The 21363-nt window shown below is 70.1% G+C and carries 22 protein-coding genes and 4 tRNA genes; 6 read left to right on the forward strand and 20 right to left on the reverse strand.

All coding sequences use genetic code 11. The annotated features are described in order from the left end of the window. Positions 1-36: 36 nt before the first annotated feature. Positions 37-690: a hypothetical protein gene (locus ITJ54_RS02560; protein WP_194625728.1), complete on the forward strand. Its 654-nt coding sequence runs from the start codon at positions 37-39 to the stop codon at positions 688-690. A 6-nt stretch (positions 691-696) separates the two neighbouring features. Here ITJ54_RS02560 and ITJ54_RS02565 read toward each other — a convergent pair whose 3' ends face one another. From ITJ54_RS02565 to ITJ54_RS02600, 8 genes are all read right to left on the reverse strand, one after another. Beyond that, positions 697-1212 carry a hypothetical protein gene (locus tag ITJ54_RS02565; protein ID WP_194625729.1) on the reverse strand — a complete coding sequence of 172 codons (516 nt, stop codon included), beginning with the start codon at positions 1210-1212 and terminating at the stop codon, positions 697-699. 9 nt (positions 1213-1221) lie between these two features. Further along, a complete protein-coding gene (locus ITJ54_RS02570) occupies positions 1222-1773 on the reverse strand; it encodes a hypothetical protein (RefSeq protein WP_194625730.1) in 552 nt (183 codons plus the stop codon). Positions 1774-1800: 27 nt separating this feature from the next. Further along, positions 1801-2235, reverse strand: a complete 435-nt coding sequence (locus ITJ54_RS02575) for an alpha/beta hydrolase (RefSeq protein WP_194625731.1) — start codon at positions 2233-2235, stop codon at positions 1801-1803. Between the two features lie 88 nt (positions 2236-2323). Further along, positions 2324-3262 carry an ABC transporter substrate-binding protein gene (locus ITJ54_RS02580; protein ID WP_194625732.1) on the reverse strand — a complete coding sequence of 313 codons (939 nt, stop codon included), beginning with the start codon at positions 3260-3262 and terminating at the stop codon, positions 2324-2326. Beyond that, on the reverse strand, positions 3262-4041 hold the full coding sequence (locus ITJ54_RS02585; protein WP_194625733.1) for an ABC transporter permease: 780 nt from the start codon (positions 4039-4041) through the stop codon (positions 3262-3264). Before ITJ54_RS02585 ends, ITJ54_RS02580 begins: the two co-directional genes overlap by 1 nt. Positions 4042-4043: 2 nt before the next feature. Beyond that, entirely contained in the window at positions 4044-4661 is a 618-nt protein-coding gene (locus ITJ54_RS02590; protein ID WP_323741570.1) for an ABC transporter permease, read from the reverse strand. A 342-nt stretch (positions 4662-5003) separates the two neighbouring features. After that, a complete protein-coding gene (locus ITJ54_RS02595; protein WP_194625734.1) occupies positions 5004-5807 on the reverse strand; it encodes an alpha/beta hydrolase in 804 nt (267 codons plus the stop codon). A gap of 2 nt (positions 5808-5809) precedes the next feature. Next, positions 5810-6337, reverse strand: a complete 528-nt coding sequence (locus ITJ54_RS02600; RefSeq protein ID WP_228508154.1) for a phenolic acid decarboxylase — start codon at positions 6335-6337, stop codon at positions 5810-5812. Positions 6338-6401: 64 nt separating this feature from the next. On the opposite strand from ITJ54_RS02600, the gene ITJ54_RS02605 reads away from it, so the two are divergent. Further along, positions 6402-6890 (forward strand): MarR family winged helix-turn-helix transcriptional regulator, encoded by a 489-nt coding sequence (locus ITJ54_RS02605; protein ID WP_194625735.1) that lies wholly within the window; start codon positions 6402-6404, stop codon positions 6888-6890. A gap of 9 nt (positions 6891-6899) precedes the next feature. Here ITJ54_RS02605 and ITJ54_RS02610 read toward each other — a convergent pair whose 3' ends face one another. Together ITJ54_RS02610 and ITJ54_RS02615 are read right to left on the reverse strand one after the other, a co-directional pair. Next, positions 6900-7889 carry an alpha/beta hydrolase gene (locus tag ITJ54_RS02610; RefSeq protein WP_194625736.1) on the reverse strand — a complete coding sequence of 330 codons (990 nt, stop codon included), beginning with the start codon at positions 7887-7889 and terminating at the stop codon, positions 6900-6902. A gap of 169 nt (positions 7890-8058) precedes the next feature. Continuing rightward, positions 8059-9288: a DUF2254 domain-containing protein gene (locus tag ITJ54_RS02615; RefSeq protein WP_194625737.1), complete on the reverse strand. Its 1230-nt coding sequence runs from the start codon at positions 9286-9288 to the stop codon at positions 8059-8061. A 118-nt stretch (positions 9289-9406) separates the two neighbouring features. On the opposite strand from ITJ54_RS02615, the gene ITJ54_RS02620 reads away from it, so the two are divergent. Then, positions 9407-11230, forward strand: a complete 1824-nt coding sequence (locus ITJ54_RS02620; protein WP_228508158.1) for a BCCT family transporter — start codon at positions 9407-9409, stop codon at positions 11228-11230. 428 nt (positions 11231-11658) lie between these two features. Here the strand turns inward: ITJ54_RS02620 and ITJ54_RS02625 are convergent, their stop codons facing one another. Genes ITJ54_RS02625 through ITJ54_RS02645 form a run of 5 tightly spaced genes read right to left on the reverse strand, consistent with a single transcriptional unit; the run spans position 11659 to position 17057 of the window. Beyond that, positions 11659-12654 (reverse strand): N-acetylglucosamine kinase, encoded by a 996-nt coding sequence (locus tag ITJ54_RS02625; RefSeq protein WP_194625738.1) that lies wholly within the window; start codon positions 12652-12654, stop codon positions 11659-11661. Further along, positions 12651-13799, reverse strand: a complete 1149-nt coding sequence (locus tag ITJ54_RS02630; protein ID WP_194625739.1) for an SIS domain-containing protein — start codon at positions 13797-13799, stop codon at positions 12651-12653. The genes ITJ54_RS02625 and ITJ54_RS02630 overlap by 4 nt, the downstream gene beginning before the upstream one ends. A 53-nt stretch (positions 13800-13852) precedes the next feature. Further along, entirely contained in the window at positions 13853-14752 is a 900-nt protein-coding gene (locus tag ITJ54_RS02635; RefSeq protein WP_194625740.1) for a carbohydrate ABC transporter permease, read from the reverse strand. Beyond that, positions 14752-15708: a carbohydrate ABC transporter permease gene (locus ITJ54_RS02640; RefSeq protein ID WP_194625741.1), complete on the reverse strand. Its 957-nt coding sequence runs from the start codon at positions 15706-15708 to the stop codon at positions 14752-14754. The genes ITJ54_RS02635 and ITJ54_RS02640 overlap by 1 nt, the downstream gene beginning before the upstream one ends. An 8-nt stretch (positions 15709-15716) precedes the next feature. Then, positions 15717-17057 carry an extracellular solute-binding protein gene (locus ITJ54_RS02645; protein WP_323741571.1) on the reverse strand — a complete coding sequence of 447 codons (1341 nt, stop codon included), beginning with the start codon at positions 17055-17057 and terminating at the stop codon, positions 15717-15719. 180 nt (positions 17058-17237) lie between these two features. On the opposite strand from ITJ54_RS02645, the gene ITJ54_RS02650 reads away from it, so the two are divergent. Together ITJ54_RS02650 and ITJ54_RS02655 are read left to right on the forward strand one after the other, a co-directional pair. Further along, positions 17238-18077 carry a DeoR/GlpR family DNA-binding transcription regulator gene (locus ITJ54_RS02650; RefSeq protein WP_194625743.1) on the forward strand — a complete coding sequence of 280 codons (840 nt, stop codon included), beginning with the start codon at positions 17238-17240 and terminating at the stop codon, positions 18075-18077. 256 nt (positions 18078-18333) lie between these two features. Beyond that, a complete protein-coding gene (locus tag ITJ54_RS02655) occupies positions 18334-18816 on the forward strand; it encodes an HD domain-containing protein (RefSeq protein ID WP_194625744.1) in 483 nt (160 codons plus the stop codon). Between the two features lie 2 nt (positions 18817-18818). On the opposite strand, the gene ITJ54_RS02660 is transcribed toward ITJ54_RS02655, so the two are convergent. From ITJ54_RS02660 to ITJ54_RS02680, 5 genes are all read right to left on the reverse strand, one after another. After that, complete coding sequence (locus ITJ54_RS02660; RefSeq protein WP_194625745.1) at positions 18819-19487, reverse strand: hypothetical protein; 669 nt, start codon at positions 19485-19487, stop codon at positions 18819-18821. A 241-nt stretch (positions 19488-19728) separates the two neighbouring features. Next, positions 19729-20277, reverse strand: a complete 549-nt coding sequence (locus ITJ54_RS02665) for a hypothetical protein (protein ID WP_194625746.1) — start codon at positions 20275-20277, stop codon at positions 19729-19731. A 286-nt stretch (positions 20278-20563) separates the two neighbouring features. Then, positions 20564-20635, reverse strand: a tRNA-Val gene (locus ITJ54_RS02670). A gap of 35 nt (positions 20636-20670) precedes the next feature. After that, positions 20671-20744 (reverse strand) — tRNA-Cys (locus tag ITJ54_RS02675). Positions 20745-20826: 82 nt separating this feature from the next. Next, a tRNA-Gly gene (locus ITJ54_RS02680) sits at positions 20827-20898 on the reverse strand. Positions 20899-21242: 344 nt separating this feature from the next. On the opposite strand from ITJ54_RS02680, the gene ITJ54_RS02685 reads away from it, so the two are divergent. Continuing rightward, positions 21243-21315: transfer RNA gene (locus ITJ54_RS02685), tRNA-Val, on the forward strand. The last annotated feature ends 48 nt before the right edge of the window (positions 21316-21363 follow it).

The following is a 21363-nucleotide window of genomic DNA, read 5'->3' on the forward strand; positions in this document are numbered from 1 at the left end:
GACCGGCTCACCGCCGGACGACGAACTGGAGCGATCATGACCACGAACCACGACCACGACCACCACGACGACGCTGACCCGACCCGTCAGTACCCCAGCGCCGGCTTCGGCCGCGATGCGCAGCCCACCGAGCAGTTCGCCGCGGCCTCCGAGCACCAGCCGGGAGGCTCGGCATCCGGTGCGTCGTCGCCCGCCGGCAGCGAGCGGGGTCGCCGCCAGGGCCTCGGTCGCCGTCTCGGGATCGGCGCGGCCGTCGTCGCCGTGCTGATCGGCGGGGTGGGTGTCACCGCCGCCGTCGCCGCGGGGAACGACGGCGGGGGCAGCAGTGCGGTGGGAGCGCCGACGGGCGCGCCGACCGGAGCGCCGTCAGGGGCTCCTTCTGGCGCGCCGAGTGGGGCTCCGACTGATGGTCCGGCCGCTGGAGGGCCGGCCGCGGGCGGTGCCGCCGGAGGCCCCGCTGCCGGTGGTCCCGGCGCGACGTGCGGACCGGCCGGTGGAGCGGCGGGTGGCGCGGCTGGTGCTCCCGAGGGCGACACCGCACCGAAGCCGCCGGCCGGGGCGCCGAAGCCGGGCGCGGACGCGCCGAAGCCGCCGAAGCCGGGGAAGGACGCACCGAAGCCGGGCACGGATGCACCGAAGCCGACCAATGCGCCGTCCGCACCGACCGAGGTCCCGACGACGGGGTCCTGACCTGATTCAGTACCAGTCGACGCTGCGTCGGAAGTGCCCGACGAGCACAGGCTTGCCGGCTCGTCGGGCAGCGACCGTCGCGAGGTCGATCGCCTCGCGGCGGCCGACCCGGGAGTTCTCGAAGGGCGTCGGGTACGCCGGGTCGTCCGGTGAGGCTTCCAACAGGGGCCACAGGTCGTAGCCGGGCGTGGTGGACACCCTGCCGAACTCCAGGACGTCGGCCCGCGGCTCGGTCGCCCAGGTGGTGACGCGGCCGTCGGGTTGCACGACCGCGACCTTCTGCCACACACCGAGTGCCAGTCGACCGTTCTGGATCTGGCCGCCCTCGTGCGTGACCCGCAGGATGTGGTCAGGGTCGGGATGACAGCCACTCACCTGCGCGTTGCCCGTGACGTAGTACTGCACGGTTGGCGTCTCGTCGAAGAGGTCAGTGTCGTCCGCCGGCCAGTCGGCGTGGTCGCGGTACCAGTCCGTGTCGGCGAACAGGCGGTCGAACTGCTCGGGCGTCGGTCGGGATCGCATGCCGGAACGCTACCGGCGCTCGGCGTCGCGCTGCTCGAACCAGCTGTCGGCCTGTTCCCGTTCGTCCTCCGCCAGGAGCCGCCGGGCGTGCGGCAACGACCGACGGGCGAACACCAGCGTCGCCAGGCCGACCCAGGCCCAGGTCGCTGCCACCACGAACGAGAAGACGCTCGTCCACGGGTCGTCGCCGTCGAGGACCGCCGTCGCGCCGCTCCACGCGTTCAGCAGAGCGATGGCGAGTCCGAGCCAACCGAACCACGCACCTCGCTCGGTGACCCGCCGGAGGTACCGGATGCGGACGGGCACGGGCACCTCGGCCGGGGTGTCGCTCCCGCGGGCCCAGGCCTGCAGCCGGCGCTGTCGGCGGTACCCGCCCGTCGCCGCCCAGATCGCGATGACCACGGCGACCGCGACCACCAGCACGGCAGCGGCGACGAGCACGACGACGACGGGCGTGAGGGCGAAGTCCTTCACCGCGAGGAGCACCCAGAGGCCCGCGGTGAGGAGCCCCAGCCCGAGCAGTCGGACCCACCCGCCGAGGTCGATCTCGCGGAGTCGCATGGCCCGAGCGTAGCCACGCGGCGCGCATCACGACTCCGGGCGCTCCGGCACTGACCCTTCGAGCAGTCGCGTCGTCCAGTCGCCGAGCGCAGCGACCGCGCGACGGGAGACCACCGCGTTCGGGACCATGCTCGTGAACCCGTGGAAGGCGCCCGGCCAGACGTGCAGCTCGGCGTCGACCCCTGCCGCCCAGAGGCGGCTGGCGAAGGCGACGGTCTCGTCGCGGAACACCTCCGCGCTGCCGCAGTCGAGGTAGGTGGGCGGCATCCCTCGGAGATCGGTCGCGCGTGCCGGTGCCGCGCGGACGGAGACCTCACCGTCGCGGTGGTCCCCGAGGTACGCATCCCAGACGAGGCCGGAACTCCTGCAGCTCCGGGTCGAACGGCGGTCGGGGCATGGTGTCGGGCATCGCGCACTCCTGTTGGACGAGAAGTGGCGGCCTGGTCTCGCTGATGCGCGCATGACGGGAGCCCCGACTGGACCTCGTGGTCCTGCCGGGGCTTCGCGCCGGGAGACGGTGCTCGTCGAGCTCGCGTCTCGGAGCCACTCGCTACTTGAGCAGCCCCTCCTTGGTCAGCCAGTCCTTCGCCGCCGTCGTCGCCTGGGCCTTCTCGCTGCCCTCGACGCGGTTGCGGAGGGCGATGAGGTCATCTGTCGTCAGCTTCGCAGAGATCTTGTTCAACACCGAGGCGAGCTTCGCGCTGTAGATCTTCTTGTTCAAGAACGGCAGGATGTTCTGCGCCGCGATCAGGTTCTCCGGGTCCTTCAACACGAGCAGTTTCTTCGTCACGAGGTCAGGCGACGTCGTGTAGATGTCGGCCACCTGCACCGTGCCGTCGACGAGGGCCTTGACCGTGTCCGGTCCGCCGTAGTCCTCGATGGACTTGAAGGTCACCTTGTCGACGCCGTACGTCGACTTGAGCCCGGGGATGCCGTACGGAAGAGTGCCGAACTGCGGGTTGGCGCCGAGCGTGAACGGCTCGATCTTCGCGAGGTCCCCGATCGACGTGAGGCCGCTCTTCGCCGCCTCCGCCTGGGTCACGACGTACGCGTCCTTGTCCTCGGCCGGCGACGGCTCGAGCACCTGGAAGTCCTTCGGCACCGCGGTCTTCAGCGCAGCGTCGACGTCGTCGGTCGTCTTCGCGGTGGCCTTGGTGTCGTAGAAGAACAACAGGTTGCCGTTGTACTCCGGCATCAGGTTGATCGATCCGTCCTTGAGCGCGGGGATCGTGGTCTGCCTCGGGCCGAGGTTGAACTTGGTCGTCACGTCGAACCCGGCGTCCTTCAGCGCGAGCGCGTACATGTTCCCGAGGATCTCGCTCTCCGGGTAGTTGAACGAACCCACCACGATCGGCGTGCTGCCCTTGTCGGTGCCGCCGCCGGGAGCTGCTCCCGTGGGATCGGAGGTGGAACACCCGGAGAGTGCCACGACCGCTCCGATGGCCACGACCCCCGCGAGGATGCGTGTTCTGGTGCCTGCTGTGAACATCAGTGGTCCCTTTCGTCGACGGTCAAGGCCGTCACCGCGCGGCGCCGGAGTGGCAGCGCGCGGACGTGTGTGCGACGGCGGCGGGTCTGGGTGTGCAGGCCGCGTCGAGTGAGGAGCTGCACGAACGCGAAGAGCCCGTCGATGACGAGCGCGAGCACCGTCACGAGCAACGCACCGCCGAGGATGAGGTCGTTGTCGTTCAGACTGATGCCGGTCGAGATGATCGCGCCGAGGCCGCCGAGCGAGACGTACGACGCGATGACCACCGTCGCGATGACCTGCAGCACGGACGCCCGGATGCCGCCGATGATCAGCGGCAGCGACAGCGGGACCTCGACCTTGAGCAGGATCTGCAGCTCGGTCATCCCCACCGACCGGGCGGCGTCCACCGTCTGCGGGTCGACGGACTCCACACCCGCGTACGCCCCCGCGAGGATCGACGGGATCGCGAGGACGACGAACGCGACGATCGACGCGATGAACGCCGTCTTCGTGAAGGGCACGGTGTACCCGATCACGACGAAGAGGGTGCCGAGCAGGCCCAGCGTCGGCAGTGCACGCATGGAGCCGCTGAACGCGATGACGAAGCCGCGCCCTCGCCCGGTGTGTCCGATGTAGAAGCCCAGCGGCAGCGCGATCACCGCGGCGATGGCGACTGAGATGACTGTGTAGAGGAGGTGCTCGACGAGCCGGTCCTGGATCGGGAGCGGCGTCTGGAGTCCGGCACGGTAGTTCGCCGGGTCGAGCAGCCAGGCGACCGCACTGAGGAAGAACTGCACTGTCAGGCCCCCCGTTCGATCGTCGCCAGCACCGCTCGGCGCCGCGGCCGTCGCGGTGTCCGACGCGACCACGGCATGAGGACGCGCCCGATCGCCACCAGGAGGGCGTCGAAGACCAGGGCGATGACGAGGCTCGCCGCCACGCCGACGAGGATCTCCTCGAGGAACTGCCGCTGACGCCCGTCCGTGAAGAGGTACCCGATGTTCGCGGAACCGACCAGGGCGCCCACCGACACCAGGGCAACGGTGCTCGCGGAGACCACCCGCATCCCCGCGAGGAGGACCGGGCCCGCCAGCGGGAACTCGACCGACCAGAAGCGCGTCCACGCCGAGTACCCCACCGCAGTGGCCGAGTCGATGACGTCGGCGGGGACAGCGGCGAACGCGTCAGCTGTCATCCGCACCATGATGGCGACCGCGTAGACGGAGAGCCCGACGACGATGTTCAGCGGGTCGGTGATGCGGGTGCCGAGCAGGTACGGCAGGATCACGAACAGCGGCAACGACGGGATCGTGTAGAGCAGGCTGCCGCCACCGACGATGACTCCTCGGACTGCCTGCCACCGGTTCGCCACCCACCCCAGCGGCACCGCGAGGACGAATCCCAGGACGATGGGCACCGCAGCGAGACCCGCGTGCGTCACGGTGAGGCCCCAGATGAGACCGAAGTTCGTCGTGATCCAGTTCAGGGCAGCATCCCAATCCTCGTCGGACAGCCGCGAGTGGGACCTGGTCCCGCCGGAGTGCTGCGTGGATGCCAGGGTAGCCGCGCCTGCCGCTCCTGACCGGGACGACGTGTGATGCGAGCGAACGGGTCGAACGGCGGTCGGGGCATGGTGTCGGCCATCGCGCAGTCCTGTTGGACCAGGAGTGGCGGCCCGGTCGGACCACGTGTCGCCACGGCTGACGGCGGCCGCGTTCTCCCCTCGACCGAACCACACCCCGGAACTCCCGCGGCGGCGTCACGGCCGCGGTTCGGACACCAGGGCGAGCAGTCGGGCGATGACGAGGTCTCGCCACGGGAGCGAGGACCAGGCGTGGTCTGCGTCGTTGACCGCCGTGAAGGTGGCATCGGGCAGGAGCCGGCCGTAGCGTTCGCCGTACTCCACGGGGACGATCGTGTCAGCGGTCCCGTGCAGCACGTGGACCGGTCCCGGATAGCCATCTGCTTCGGCGTACACGTCGAGACCGTCGCGGACGTCGTCGATGAAGGCCCTGCCGAGCCGCATCCCCCCGAAGTCGAACCAACCACGGTCGCGCACGGTGGCGAGCGGCTGGCCCTGGATCTCGTCACGCACCGTGATGTCGTCCACGACGACCCCGGCCGGGGACCAGAGGGTGAGCGTGGTCACGAGCTGGGGCAGGCGCGCGGCGGCGATCGCGGACTCGACGGCGCCGAGGCTGTGCCCGGCCAGGTGCACACGTCCGCCGTGCTGCCCGGCGACGTGTTCGGCCATCGTGACGACCTGGTCGACCTCGTCGCGCAGGGTGATCGCCGTGAAGGACCCGTCGCTCACCCCGTGACCGAGCCGGTCGAACGCGTACGACGTGCGGCCGACGTCAGCGAGCGCGTCAGCGGCCTGGACGAACAGCTGCCGAGGTCCCGTGGCGGAGTCACCGAACCCGTGGACGAAGAGGACCGGAGCACTGTCCGTGTCCGACACTGCGGTCCCGGTCGGGCGTCGGATCCAACCGCGGATGGTCACGCCGCCGTGCTGCAACGTCGTCGCGGTGAGGTCCCGGTGCACCAGGTGCTCCGCGAGCACGGTCAGTTGCTCCGGTCCGCGAACCCGGCGGGCAGGTCAGCCGGCGCCGTGTCGATGACGCGCTCGTCGTCCGCTCCGACGAACTCGAACAGGGTGATGTGCGCGAACTCGGGCACGACGTAGATCGGGTAGGTGGGGCCGGCGTCGCGGTGCTGGCGCATCAGGTCGAGGTGGTCGTTCTGGAACAGGACGGTCTTGCTGCCGTCCTCCTCCACCCAGTGCGGGAAGAAGATCGTGCCGTGCAGCACGCGCTCCCCCGGTACCACGTTCACGACGACGCTCGTGCCCGTCGGCTCGTTCCAGGAGACCTTGTAGACGCCGGCGGTCAGCATCACGAGGTCGATCTGCTGGTCCTTGACCCACCGACCCCCGACCATGCCCGTGTGGATGCGGTAGTCGATGGTCGTCGCGTTCTTCACGTACATCTCGTACTGCCATCCGTTGGCGTACGTGTAGATGAACCGGTGGCCGACGATGCCGGCGAGGTCCTGGGTGGGGACGGGCTGTGCAACTGAGGTGGAGATCATCATGAGGACATCCTGCGCCAAAAATGCGTTTGTCACAAACGCTTTCGGGGGACTCTAAGCTGGCCCGATGACCCGCGAACACGACCCGACCGTGCTCCGGGCGGTCGCGCGCGACATCAGCGACGGCATCGGCCCGTTCCGCCGCACGCTCCTCAACGCCTCGCGGCGCGACGGCGCCCTGCCGGAGCTGCCGGACGCCCAGATCGAGGTCCTACGCCGACTCGACGAGGGCGACTGGACGACACCCACGGCGCTCGGGCGCGCCCTCGGGCTGGCACGGTCGACCGTCAGCAACCTCGTCATCGCCATGGAGCGCGACGGACTCGTCCAACGACGTCTGGCCAGCGGGGACGGCCGGAGCACCGAGGTCACGCTGACCGACCTCGCGCGGGAGCGTCTGCGCGTGTACGACCGGTCGGCGGAACACGTCCTGGTCGCAGCCCTCGATCAACTGACGCCGGACGAGGTCCGGGCGGTGCGTTCCGCCCTGCCCGTGCTGGCCCGCATCCGGGACGCCGTCGCGACCTCGTCCACCCGGCCGTCCCCGGAGCACTGACCCGGGCGGTCAGGCTCCCTGTCGGTCGGGCACTGACCCTTCGAGCAGTCGCGTCGTCCAGTCGCCGAGCGCAGCGACCGCGCGACGGGAGACCACCGCGTTCGGGACCATGCTCGTGAACCCGTGGAAGGCGCCCGGCCAGACGTGCAGCTCGGCGTCGACCCCTGCCGCCCAGAGGCGGCTGGCGAAGGCGACGGTCTCGTCGCGGAACACCTCCGCGCTGCCGCAGTCGAGGTAGGTGGGCGGCATCCCTCGGAGATCGGTCGCGCGTGCCGGTGCCGCGTGGACGGAGACCTCACCGTCGCGGTGGTCCCCGAGGTACGCGTCCCAGCCGAAGCGGGTCATCGCCCGGTCGGCCACCCCGACACCGTCGATCTGGCGCGTGGAGGTCGTCGAGTCGCTGTCGTCGAGCATCGGCGAGACCAGGACCTGGGCGTGGACGGAGGGACCGCCACGGTCCCGAGCGAGGAGCGCCGTCCCCGCGGCCAGTCCCCCGCCGGCACTCTGTCCGACGAGCACGATGCGTGCCGGGTCGATCCCGAGCTCCTCGGCGTGGTCGGCGACCCAGACGAGGCCGGCGTAGCAGTCCTCGACCGGCACCGGGTCGGGGTGCTCCGGCGCGAGGCGGTAGTCGACGCTCAGCAGGACGACGTCATGGGTCAGCAGCCAGTCGTCGTAGGAGTCGAGGTTGCCCAGGTGGTGCCCGAACATCATGCCGCCGCCGTGGATGGTGAAGAACGCCGGCGCCACACCCGTCCGGCCGATGCGCTGGATGACCGCGAGGGCGATCGACGTGTCCCCGTCGACGGGCACGCGAACCGATCGACGTTCGAGGCCGCGTTCCCGAAGCCGGTCGTCGAGCTCGGCCTCGGTCACGTCGAGCTCGCGCATCGCCGGCAGCATCTCGCGGGTCAGGACGAAGGGGCCTCGGGCCTGGAGCCGGTCGAGGAACTCCTGAAACTCCGGGTCGAACGGCGGTCGGGGCATGGTGTCGGTCATCGCGCACTCCTGTTGGACGAGAAGTGGCGGCCCAGTCAGACCACGTGTCGCCGCGGCTGACGACAACCGCGTTTTTCCTTCATGACGACCCTACCCCGCTGGGAGGCGAGCCGCCGCCGACTGTCGCACCGTCCGAGTGCCGTCAGGGCGCTGCGTCCACCCCCGGTCGTCAGGGGAGCAGCGTGCGGACGCGGTCCTCGAACTCGGCAGCCGCGACGCGTCGGGACTGCGGTGCCTCGTCCTGGAGCCGCCTGGCGAGGTCGATCGCGGCGGAGAGCACGAGGGGGTGCTCCTGCCCGTAGGTGGCAATGCCCTCGAACACCGTGCCGACCAGGTCCTCGATCTCCGGCCAGTGCGGGAGCACCCGGGCGACTCCGTCGTCGTCGAGACAGGCGGTGACGGTCGCCCGGTCGCGCCAGGTCGGGACCAGCGCAGCGGAGGCGAGTTCCAGTGCCCCGACGGCCGTGTAGGGGTCGTTCGTTCCGCTGGCCAGTCCGCGGACCGCGATCTCCACGAGCTGCTGCAGCGCGAACCGGACGTCCTGGTACGGGGTCCTCGCGGTGCCCGTCGTGACACACGCGCGGAGCTGCCGGGCCATGCGGTCGTCGAGGTCGATGCGCTCCCCGGCCTCGGTCCTGACGACGAGGACCGCGTCGCCGGGGAGCACGTGCTGCCCCGGCATCGCACGCACGTCGACGACCGCGTGCTGGTCCGTCGCCCAGCGGACGAGCCGACGCCAGGCCACGGACTGCACGTAGCCGTCCTCCTCCGCCCGGACCGTGGTGCCCAGGGCAGCGCTGGACGATCGCGGCGTGGTGCTCACCCGGACGTCGACATCCGTCGCGAACGCCTCGTCGAGGGCCGCAGCGAGCTCCACCTGCACGCGTTTCTGCAACGAGGTGATCTGCACGCTCGACGCGATGTGGTGGATGAAGAACACCAGGACTGCGACGTCGACGAGGCCGATGAGGACCGCGACGTGCACTGCGATCACCGGCACGAACGCCGTGCCGTCGTCGACGTCGGTGTGGACCGAACGCAGCACGACGACGGCGTAGACGAAGGTCGACGTGAACACCGCGAGCACGAGCTGGTTGGCCCGGTCCGCCATGAAGTTGCGCACGAGGCGCGGACCGTAGGTGGAGGAGGTGGTGGCGAGGACCGAGATGGTGATGGAGAACGACGTCCCCGCCACGGTGAGCATCGCCGTCCCGATCGTGGTGAGGATCGACCGGCCACCGCTCGCACTCAGCGCGTCCAGCACGGCGATCTGGATCCCGTGGTCGATGACGACCCGGTCCACCGCGACCAGCACCTCGGCCAGCAGGATCGCTCCGAGACCGAACACGGCCGGCAGGAACCAGAAGGACTCGCGGATGCGGAGCGCCAGAGCCTGCACGCGGACCACCAACCTCTCGGGACGCACAAGGGGGTCGAGCACCACCGAGTGCCGGCAACAGTACCGGGCGACACGCCTGGGTGAACGCACAGGAACGCGAGCAGGCACCATGGAGTGCATGGCAAGCACAGCTCCACCCCTGCCCGAACCCGTCACCACCACGCCGCAGCTCCGGCGGTGGGTGTTCTGGCCCGCCGCCGTCATCGTGCTCGGCTTCGTGGCGTTCACCCTCGTCTCCCCCTCCACCGCCGAGGGGCTGTTCCTCGGGCTGCAGGACGGCATCGTCCGCAACTTCAGCTGGTACTACGTCCTGGTCGCCGCGTTCTTCGTCGGCTTCTCCCTCTTCGTCGGCTTCAGCCGGTACGGCGACATCAAGCTCGGGAAGGACGCGGACGAGCCCGAGTTCTCCACTGGGTCCTGGTTCGCCCTGCTCTTCGCCGCGGGCATGGGCATCGGCCTGGTGTTCTACGGCGTCTCCGAACCACTCAGCCACTTCGCGTCACCGCGCCCCGGGGTCGCCGGGACCGAGAAGGAACTCGCGCAGCAAGCCCTGACCCAGACGTTCCTGCACTGGGGCCTGCACGCCTGGGCGATCTACGTGGTCCTCGGGCTGGCGCTCGCCTACGCCATCCACCGCCGGGGGCGGCCGGTGTCGATCCGGTGGGCGCTCGAGCCGTTGCTCGGCAACCGCGTCCGTGGCGGCTGGGGCAACCTCATCGACGTCATCGCCCTGGTCGGCACCCTGTTCGGCGTCGCCACCTCGCTCGGTCTCGGCGTCATCCAGATCGGCGCGGGTCTCGAGGCCGCCGGCGTCGCCGAGAGCAGCATCGTCAGCCAGATCGCCATCATCGCGGTCATCACCGCAGTGACCATCGTCTCCCTCGTGACCGGCGTGACCAAGGGGATGAAGATCCTCTCGAACTTCAACCTCATCCTCGCGGCCGCGCTGCTGCTGTTCGTGCTCATCGTCGGACCGACACAGTTCCTGCTCCGGGACTTCGTGCAGTCGATCGGGTCGTACCTGCAGAACATCGTCGGCCTCTCGTTCAACGTCACCGCTCAGCAGGGTGCCGAGGGCGAGGCGTGGCAGGGCGCGTGGACCACGTTCTACTGGGGCTGGTGGATGTCCTGGGCCCCGTTCGTCGGGGTCTTCATCGCGCGGATCTCGAAGGGACGAACGGTGCGCCAGTTCGTGTTCGGGGTGCTCCTGGTGCCGACGCTGCTCACCTTCCTGTGGTTCGCGGTCCTCGGCGGCACGGCGATCCACCGGCAGACAGACGGTGCGGGCGGCCTGGTCGGGGCCGACGGCTCGGTCGACGTCGAGGGGTCCCTCTTCGCGCTCCTCGGCGACCTGCCCGCAGGGGCCGTCCTGACTTTCGGGGCGATCCTGCTCATCGGCGTCTTCTTCGTCACGTCCTCGGACTCCGGTTCCCTGGTGATGGCGATGATTGCGTCCGGCGGTGACATCGAACCGAAGAACTGGCTCCGGGTGTTCTTCGCTGGTGTCTCCGCACTCCTCGCGGTCGCCCTGTTGCTCAGCGGTGGTCTCAACGCCCTCAAGACCGCGGCGATCACCACCGCGCTGCCGTTCAGCATCGTCCTGCTGCTCACGTGTTGGTCGACGATCATCGCGTTCTCCCGGGAGCGCCGAGCGTACGACAAGGCGGAGCGGGAGGTCCTGCTCGAGCACGTCGGTGCGTACTACGGCCTCGAGGTCGAGGCGCCGAGCGAGAGGACTCCGCGCTCCGGCCTCGCCCGTCCGTGGGCTGCGGTGAAGAACCGGGTGCGCGGCGGCCGCCCGACCGGAGCCCCGGCGAGCGGCACGGCCATGATGGACGACTTCCCCGTCCGGCCGGAGACCATCTCGGCCGACCCCGCGATGGACCCGGGGCTCGACGCGACCGCAGAACCGACGACCGGTCACCCCCGCCAGGCCGACTGACCTGAACCGACTGTGTGCTGGCACACAGTTCGTCCTCGCGGCTGATGTCCGGTGTCCCCGCCCGGGCCAGAGTGGTTCGTGGGATGGGAATCCGGTCGACCGCGACCGCTGCTGTGGGGGCAGCGGTCGCGGCGCACTCCTCGTGGATCCGTCGGGGCCGGGTCAGCCTTCCCAGGCGTCGCGGACCGCATCGCCGAGACGTGTCCGGAAAGCGTCGACGTGGACCGAACAGCCGCTGACCATCAGCACGGTGGCGACCCCCACAGCCGTCAGCACCGTCACCGGACGTGTCCATCGTCTCCCCCAGAGCATGGCGGGAGCGTGACGCAGTCGCCTGACCGGACCAGACGGCCGTCCTGGAGGCTCGGTGGCGGACCCGCAACGAGCCTCCCGGCCCTGCCTGGTCGCCTTCACCACCGACCACGCGGTCAGTGCTGGCCGGGGGCCGCGTCGCGCCACGTGACGGGGACCGGGTCCCCGGCACGTCGGATCGCGTAGACGACCGCGCCGAGCTCGGGAGGCAGCACCGGTTCGACCAGGGCGAAGCGCGGGCGCGCGCCCGCGTCGCGTTCGGCTGCCACTCGCGCGACGAACCGGTGCCGGAAGCCGTCGTCGGAGAACATGCCGCCGGAGGACGACACGGCCGTCGGCGCGCCGTCCGGACGGTCCCCGATGCGGTCCGCGACGACGCGGACCTGCTGGACGAGCTCGTCGACGGCGTCGTCGAGGACCGCGGCGGCCACGGGGTCCCCCGCGGCGGCCGCAGCGGTGACGACCCGGGAGAACGCGGCGACGGCCGCGCGCTCGGCCTGGAGGTCCTGCATCAGCAGGCCGACGAGGTCCAGGTCCTCTGCGATGCCGGTGTGTTCCCGCAGGAGCCCGTACAAGGCGGTCCGTGGGAGGCGACCGTCGGCCATCCGGCTGAATGCGTTGAGGCCACGGCGGGCCACCCAGTGCGCGGAGCCCTCGTCGCCGATGAGTTCACTCCAGCCGCCGACGCGGTGGGTGTGCGTGCCGCGTTCGCCGTAGGTGATGGAGCCCGTGCCCGCGACGACGTTGATGCCGTCCTGGCCGCCGAGGGAGCCGGCCCACCCGGCGAGTACGTCGTTGCCGACGGTGGAGCGGTCGTGCCCGAGGGCGTCGCACGGCAGGGCGTCGAGCAGGAGGTCGGTGCTCGCGGACTCGCCGTGCCCGGGGAGGCCGTAGAACGCGTGCCCGAGTTCGTCGGCGGACCGTCCCGCCGCGGCGAGGACCTGGTGGGTCCCCTCCCGGACGACGGCGGCCGCAGCGTCGACGCCGTCGTCGAGCCAGGAGCACCCCGGGCCCCGCCACCGCGCGAGGACCGTCCCGTCGTCGCCGTCCGTGTCGACGAGCACGACGGCCGTCTTGGTCCCTCCGCCGTCGAGGCCGAGGAACAGGGTCACCCCCGCGCTCCGTGCTCGCCGTCGAGGGGGTGGATGACGACGCCCCGGACGACCCGGTTCACCGAGCCGTCCGGGAACGGGTTGTCGGGCGTGCACCCGAGCCGCACCGAGGCGTGCAGCGCGAGGAGCTGCGCGACGGCGACGAGCGCGACGGCGCGGAGGCCGTCGTCGAGTCCCTCCGCCTCGGGGAAGGCGAGGTCGACGTCCGTCCCGGGTGCTCCCTGCAGCCCGTCGGAGCCGACCACGACCACCTGCCCGGGCCGGTCGGCTCGGAGTTCGCGCACGATGTCGTCGTCGTACCGGCGCACGGTCGGGTCCGCCGAGCGGAGGACGACCACGACCGTGTCGTCGTCGAGCACCGCCTTCGGGCCGTGCCGGAACCCGAGCGGGGTGTCGTGGAACGCCGCGATGCCGCCGGCGGTCAGTTCGAGCGTCTTGAGCGCACACTCCTCGGCGAGCCCGGCGAGGGTGCCACCGCCCAGGAAGACGATGCGCCGTGGCGAGGCGTCGAGGACCCGGTGCAGGGCGTCGTCGGTGCCGAGCGCCCGCTCGCCGGAGGCGACGACCCGGTCGAGCGCGGCAGCGTCCGACGGGACGAACGCCACGAGGGCGGCGAGCAGCATGCTGGAGAAGCTCGACGTCATCGCGAAGCCGGTGTCGTTGGTCTGCGGCGGCATCACGAGCACGAAGGAGTCCGCGCGGTCATGGTGTGCGACGGCCAGCGCACCGGACGGGTCACACGTCACGACGAGGTGGTGTGCGGCGGGGGCCAGCGCGTCCACGAGCTCCGTCGCCGCACCGCTCTCCGGCGAGTTGCCCGACCGGGCGAACGAGACGAGCAGGACGGGGAGGTCCTCCGCGAGCACCGTCCGCGGAGCCGCGACGAGGTCGGTGCTCGCCACGGCGTCGAAGCGGCGTCCGGACCGACCGCGCAGCGACTCGGCGGCGATGCGGCCGACGAAGGCCGACGTGCCTGCGCCGGTGAAGACCACGCGGGTGCGTGGGTCCTCGAGTGCTCGGCCGAGGAAGGCGTCGAGGTCCTGCCGTGCCCGGTCGAGGAGCACGGCGAGGTCACGCCACGCCTGCGGTTGCTGGTGGATCTCAGCGAGGGTGGCGCTGGCGGGGATGGTGACGTCTGTGGTCATGGTCTTCCGTTCCGGTGGTGGCGGGTCGTCGGGCTCGTCGGGCTCGTCGGCGGTCAGCCCTTGAGGCCCGCCGACGCCATGGTCGCGACGAACTGCTTCTGGGCGACCAGGAACAGCAGGATGAGCGGGAGCGTCGCGACGACGTTGCCTGCCATGAGCAACGACCAGTCGGTCCGCCTGGACCCCTGGAAGTTGGTGAGGCCGAGCTGCAGCGTGAAGGCATGGTCGTTGTTGATGGCGACGAGCGGCCAGACCAGGTCGTTCCACGAGCCCAGCAGCGTGAAGATCGCCAGCGTCGCCAGGGCCGGGCGTGCGAGCGGCAGCACGATGCGGAAGAAGACCTGCAGCCGGTTGCAGCCGTCGATCATCCCCGCTTCCTCGAGCTCCGCCGGCAGCGACAGGAAGAACTGGCGCATCAGGAAGATGCCGAACGCGGACGCGAGCCACGGGACGATCGCTGCGCCGAGGTGGTCGACCAGGTGCAGCCGGGCGAACATCACGTACGTCGGGATCATCAGCAGCTGCGACGGGATCATGATCGTCGCCAGGATCGCGAGGAAGCCGAACGTGCGCCCCGGGAACCGCAGCCGCGCGAAGCCGTAGCCGGCGAGCGAGCAGAGCACGAGGTGCGACACGATCGCCGACGCCGAGACGATCACCGTGTTGAGCAGCCAGTGCAGGATGTCGGAGTCGGCGAAGAGCCGCGCGTACCCGCCGAGCGTGAACTGCGTCGGGATGAACGACGGCGGGAACCGGTTGATCTCCGACGCCGGTTCGACGGACGTCAGGAACATCTCGACGAACGGCAGCAGGAAGAGCAGTGACACCGGCAGGAGCAGCAGGTGCCACGGGCTGAAGGGCCAGCGGCGGCGGCGCACGGCGCCGTCCGGGCGGGAGCTCGTCACGACCCCCTGTCGGAGCGGGGTGTCGAGGACCTGGGTCTCGGTGGACATCAGGAGGGGGTCCTTCCTGCGCGGCGCTGCACGAGCGTGACGACGACGGTGGCGACGAGGGTGACGAAGAACATCCCGTAGGCGATCGCCGAGCCGTAGCCGAACTGGAGGTTCTGGAACGCGGTCTTCCAGAGGTAGTAGACGATCGTCTGCGTGGCGTCGAGGGGGCCGCCGCGGGTGGTGGCGTAGACGAGGTCGAAGAGCTGCACCGCCTGGAGGGTCTGGTAGATCGCGACGAACGCGGTGACCGGGCCGAGGTGCGGCCAGACCACTCGCCAGAACGTCTGCCACGCGTTCGCGCCGTCGATCCGGGCCGCCTCGATCACGTCTCCCGGGACGTCCTGCAGCGCCGCGAGGTAGATCACGGTCGTGAACGCGGCCTGGCCCCAGAGCGACATGATGACGATCACGAGCATGGCCTCGCCGCGGTCCTCCAGCCAGCCCTGCTGCGGCAGGTGCAGGACCCGCAGCACGTTGTTCACGATGCCGAACTGCGGGCTGAACAGGTACGTGGTCAGGATGCCGGTGGCGGCCGCAGAGGCGACGAACGGCACGAAGATCGCGGTGCGGTAGAGCCCGATGAAGCGGATGCGCCGGTTCAGGGCGACGGCGAGGGCCAGTCCGAGGAGCAACGAGGCCGGCACGAAGAGCACGGTGTAGAGGACCGTGTGCACGACGGCGGCGCGGACGCCCTCGTCGGTCACCAGGTCGGCGTAGTTCTGCCCGCCGATGAAGGTCGCCGGGCTGAAGCCGTCCCAGCTCTGGAACGACAAAAGCAGGGCCCACACACCGGGGAAGACGGTGAGCCCGAGCACGATGAGCAGTGCAGGGCCGACGAAGCCCCAGCCCGCGAGTCCTTCGCGGACGGATGCGGCGGACCGACGGCGCCGTCGGGCCTTCCCGGGGTCGTCCGGGCGCTTCGCGGGTTCGGTGGGGCGGAGTGCGAACGTGGTCATGGGTCGTCCTAGCCTTGGCGGAGGGCCTTGTCGGCGGCGACGCTCGCCTGCCGCAGTGCGGTCTTCGGGGTGCCCTCGCCCTGGAGGACGTGGGCGACGGCGTTGCCGAACGCTTCGGACAGGCCGTTGTACCCGGGGACGGTCGGCCTGGTCTGCTTCGCGTTCGCAGAGTTGGCCTGCATGACGTCGAGTCCGGGGAGCGCCTTCGCCTGCTTCAGGAACGCCTCGCTGGTCGCCTCGCTCGAGCGCAGCGGCAGGTTGCCCACCGCGACGTTGAACCGTTCGTCCTGCTCCTTCGCGGTGAGCCAGGTGGTGAAGTCCGTCGCCCAGTAGGCACGGTTCACGTCGTGGTTGTCGAAGAGGGTCCAGAGGTCGGGACCTGAGACGGTCTGGTGGTCGCCGTCGGTCCCGGGGAGCTGGACGACGCCGTAGGACGTGCCGGCGGTCTTCAGCGCGGAGAGCTCCCACGGTCCGGAGGTGATCATCCCGATCCGGTCGCTCTCGAACAGCTGCGCGAACTTCGTGTCCGTCTGGTCGAGGTAGACGCTCTTGTCCTTCACGGCCATGTCGCGGAGAAACCCGAGCGACTCGACGCCGGCCGGGGAGTCGAACGCGGCCCGCTTGCCGCCCTTCGACAAGATGGAGCCGCCGTTCTGCCAGAGGTGCGGCCACATCTGCCAGGTGGTCTCCTCGCTGCCGGACACCGAGTAGCCGTAGCCGAACGTGTTGCTGTCCTTGTCCGTGAGCTGCTTCGCGGCCTTCCGGAAGTCCGCCCACGTCCAGTCCGCCGTCGGGTACGCGAGGTGGGCGCGGTCGAAGACCTTGGTGTTGTAGAGCAGCGAGATGTTGTCCACCACCGCCGGGAACCCGATGACCTTGCCACCGGTCGGCTGTGCGGTGTTGCGCGCCGCGGCGGTGAACTCGTCCCAGTGCACGTCGGGTTCGGCGACGGTCTCGCGGAGGTCGAGCGTACGGTCCGACCGCTCGAGCTGGCTCGCCCACGACCCGAAGGTGTACGAGATGTCCGGCGAGTCGTTGCCCGCGAAGGACGCCGCGAGCTTCTGCAGCAGCTCGTCCGTCGAGGAGGCGCCCGGCGACATGTCGATCGTCACGTTCGGGTGGTCGCGCTCGTACTCGTCGACGAGGGCCTGCAGCAGCTTCTCGGCCTGGTCGCTCTGCCCCGACCACATCGTGAGGTGCACGGGCGCGTCCGTGTCGAGGGTCGTCGCGCCTCGTGTGGCGCAGCCGGCGAGCGCTGTCGCGGTCACCGCCAGGACGGCGGCCGCGGCGACCCACCGCGCGCGACGGCGACGGCTGGCCGGGACGCGGCGGGTACCTGTTCGTGTCACTGCGGACTCCTTCGTCATCGCGTCGGACAAGCTCGGCCAGCAGCTCTCGTGGGGAACACGGCACTGCCGGCGCCGGTGGAGGGCACACGGGTCATGCTCAGGAATCCTGGAACCTCTGCCGTGATTCGACCAGCATTCCGAGCGAAACGATCAGAATGACTGACCGCTACGCTCGCTCTCATGGTCGACGACTCCGCTTCCGCGCTCGCGTCGGCGTCTCCGGCCTCGGGCTCGGGCAAGCGGTCCCGCCGGATGCTCGCGATCCTCGAGCTCCTCACGGACCAGGGCGCCGTGACCCTGCAGGACCTCGTCACCACGCTCGGGGTCTCCCCCGCGACCGCCCGGCGTGACCTCGCCGACCTCGAGCAGCAGGGGCTGCTGGCGCGGACGCACGGCGGTGCCCGGATCGCGGTGCCGACGTCGGAGATCCCGGTCCGCCTGCGGGAGGGGCAGTCGCGCGGCGTGAAGCAGCGCATCGGACGGGCTGCAGCCGCACTCCTGCCCGACGGTCCCTTCGCCGTGGCGATCGGCGGTGGCACCACGGCCGCGAGCGTCGCCCGGTCCCTGGTCTTCCGGAACGGACTGACCATCGTGACGAACTCGCTCACGACCGCCAGCGAGATCGGTGCCCGACCAAACCTGCGCGTCGTGATGACCGGGGGCACGATCCGGCCGCACTCGTTCGAACTCGTCGGTGTCCTGGCCGAGAACGCCTTCGCGGCGATGAACGTCGGGGCTGCGATCGTCGGCATGGACGGGGTGAGCGCCGTCGGCGGTGCCACCACCCACGACGAGACCGAGGCCAGGACGAACGCGGCGATGATCGGCAACGCCCAGCGGACGATCGTCGTGGCCGACTCGTCGAAGATCGGCCGGACGACACTCGCACCCGTGGTCGGCATGCGTGGTGTCCACGACCTCGTCACCGACGACGGGGCGGACCCGGAGGAGCTCGAACGGATCGCCGACGTCGGGGTGCGCGTGCACGTGGTCGAGCGTCGGTCGCGGGCGACGGACTGATGCGGCGCACCACGACGACGTCCCCGTCGGCGTCCGCTCTCGCTCCCGGGCGCGCCTCTCGTCGGTGCGTCACTGCACGAGGCGAGCACAGCGGTCGCCGCCGCCGGTCGGACGGTCTTCACCGTCGGCGGACTCCTGACTCTGAGCGAGGTGCCCGTTGCTCCGCTCCTCGTCGACGCTGCTCCGACCAGTGGTCAGGTGGACGCCATCCTCTCGGCGCTGTCGGCCTGTCGGCTGGTCGTGCCACGCTGATGTCATGACGACGGACCTGGTGCGACTGGCTCACGAGGTGGCGACCCGCGCGCACGCCGGGCAAGTCGACAAGGTCGGCCGGCCGTACATCGAGCATCCGACCGCCGTCGCAGAGCGGCTCACCACCGACGATGAGCAGGTCGTCGGGTTCCTCCACGACGTCGTCGAGGACACCGACATCACCCTCGCCGAACTCCGGGCGATGGGGTTCACCGTGGACCAGGTCCTCGCGGTCGACGCGGTGACGAAGCGCCGTGGCGAGACGCTCGAGCAGTCGATCGCTCGGGTCGTCGCCGATCCGTCGGGCATCGCACTCCGGGTGAAGCGAGCCGACATCAGCCACAACGGTGACCCCGCTCGGCTCGCAACCATCGCCGACGAGACGACGCGGGCCCGGCTGCAGGTCAAGTACGAACGGACCGCGGTGTTCCTCGGGACGACCATCGAGGGCATCCTCGCCGAGTTCGGCGTGCGGCAGTACCCCTGAGGTCAGCGGCGGACGGCCGGCGGGGCGACGGAGACCGCGAGGGTGTTCCGCAGCTGCTGCTCGGTGACGTCCTCGTCGGTGAGCCACGGGATGCTGCCGACCAGGAGGTCGGCGAGCTCCGGAACGCTGCGTGCGCGGAGAATCCGGCGGCCGAGCGCGGGCGTCATGAACACCGTCTGCGCGTGTCGGTTGTGCCACATGTCGAAGGCACGGTAGCCCGACTCGCCTTCGGCCTCCGCCTGCTGTTGCAGTGCGGTGATGTGGTCGCTGCGCTGCCGTTCGAGTGCGGCGGTGACCTGCACGATGCGGACGCGGCTTGCCCACCGGAGCGGCACCTCGGGGGCGAGGGCGAACGCGGAGTTGATGCCGTACTCGCGGCGGACGTTCCCCATCGACTCGGACACCCACTTCGGGTACTGCCCGGGCAGTGAGAACAGGTCACCGAAGATGAGGTCATCGAGTGCCGCCGGTGCGGGTGACCAGACGACGGTTCCGACCGGTGACCGGCCCGGTGTCCGGTCGAGGTACTCGTCGAGGCCGAGCCCGACGTGCCGCCACCATGGCGTGGGCTTCTGCACCTCGACGCCGAGCTGCAGAACGAACGCCCCGGGTGCTTGCCGGTACGAGTCGAGCTTCTCGTGCAGCGACTGCTCGAGGTCGTCCCAGGTCAATGGCTTCTCCCGTCGGGACCCGGAGATGTAGCCGCCCGCGTCGCGACGGACCGTGAAGTCCGCGAGCGCCTGCGCGCGAAGGCGGTGAAGCGCGTCATCGAAGGACAGCACCGGAGGCGCGTCCACGGGCCGAGTCGGCACGAGGTCCCTCGGCCGCTGGAATGCCGCAGCGAACGGGTGTGTCCATCGAGTCATGCGGTGGTGCGTCCTTCCGGTCCGCTGACTCTATGAGCGGGCTGACTCAGGTGGCAGTCCCACGTTCGGGCGTCGGCCGCAGCGTGTGCTCGCGTCGGTCGAGCTCGCCGAGCATCGTGTCGGTGTTGCGGAGCACTCGCGGTGTGACGATGACGGTGGAGATGCCGATGGCGAGGAAGAACGCGGCGCCGACCCAGAACAGCGGCTGCCCGGTGACCGCCAGCCAGATGGCGAGTGCGGTCATCGGCAGGTAGAGCGCTGGCGCCGCCCACCGGAGGGGCCGGTACTGCTGCTGATGTGCGAGTACTGCGCGACGCCACTCGGTGGTGTCCACGTCCGGTGGGACGGTGCCGCGGCGGACAGCGCGGCTGAACTCCGGATGCTGAGCCACGCGGCCATACCTACGGCGTGCGAGGCCGAGCCAGATTCCCATGCCGAGTCCGTACATCGCGCCGACGATTCCGGACACCAGTGCTCGAGTTCCGAGGTCGAGTTCCGGGCTCGTGATCAACGTCACCCCGAACCACACGACGGCGAACAGGACCGCCATGATGACGCCGGCCACCCACGTCGGCGCTTGCTTCATCCACCCCATGACCTGAGCCTTCCGGATCCTCCTGTGTCCCAACGGTCGCCGTGCTCCTTCGTCCCGCGGTCGCGGTGTCCCGACGTGAACTTCCCGGCATGCGAAGCGGCCCGCGGTCCGGCGGTAGCCGTGGGACATGTGTGAGGTGCGCAGGGACATCTGACCGACCCGTCGACGAGGACACGGTGAGTCGGATCTTCGAGCACCGTGGAGGGACAAGGCGACGTCCGCCCGCAACCTCGAGACGTACCCGGAAAACACGAAAACCCCCGGATTTCCGGGGGTTTTCGTTTCGTGGGCGATACTGGGATCGAACCAGTGACCTCTTCCGTGTCAGGGAAGCGCGCTACCGCTGCGCCAATCGCCCAGAGAGTCCCTGCAGACCGAGGTCCGACAGAGTCTTGGAGGTGGGGACGGGATTCGAACCCGCGTGGACGGCTTTGCAGGCCGCTGCCTAGCCTCTCGGCCACCCCACCATCGAGGTTCACGTCTCCGTGAGTACCCGAACGGTGGGATACCCTCTGGTGAGAAACCGGCCCCCGAGGGAGCCAGTACTCGAGCGGATGACGAGATTCGAACTCGCGACCCTCACCTTGGCAAGGTGATGCGCTACCACTGCGCCACATCCGCAAGTGCCTTTGGCTGGCACCGTGTCGTTGTCCGCTCTCGCGGCGACTCGTAAACTGTATCCGACTCCAGGCCCTTTCTCCAAAATCCTTCCCGTTCACCGGGCGTGTCCCCCGGGTTCATGCGGATCGGGGACCTCGCACGGTGCTCGGTCGCTCCGTTCGAGCGCCGCTGACCACCCCGTGCGAACTCGTGACAGCGCACGGAGTGGTCGAGCTCGCACCGGGCGGATCCGGGGCAGGCGGAGCAACGCAGACCCGGCCGCGCAGCGCGACGCGCGCGAGGGCGACACGCGGTTCGGCACACCGCCGCGCATCCGCTACTATCGATCCGCACGCAAGTGCGAGGGGCGATTGGCGCAGTTGGTAGCGCGCTTCGTTCACACCGAAGAGGTCATCAGTTCGAGTCTGGTATCGCCCACGTACCGCCAAGAGCCCGACGCAGCCGCGTCGGGCTCTTTGCATCCCG

Origin of the sequence: Curtobacterium sp. VKM Ac-2865 (assembly GCF_015350905.1) — a bacterium.
In the GTDB taxonomy this organism is placed as follows: Bacteria; Actinomycetota; Actinomycetes; order Actinomycetales; family Microbacteriaceae; genus Curtobacterium.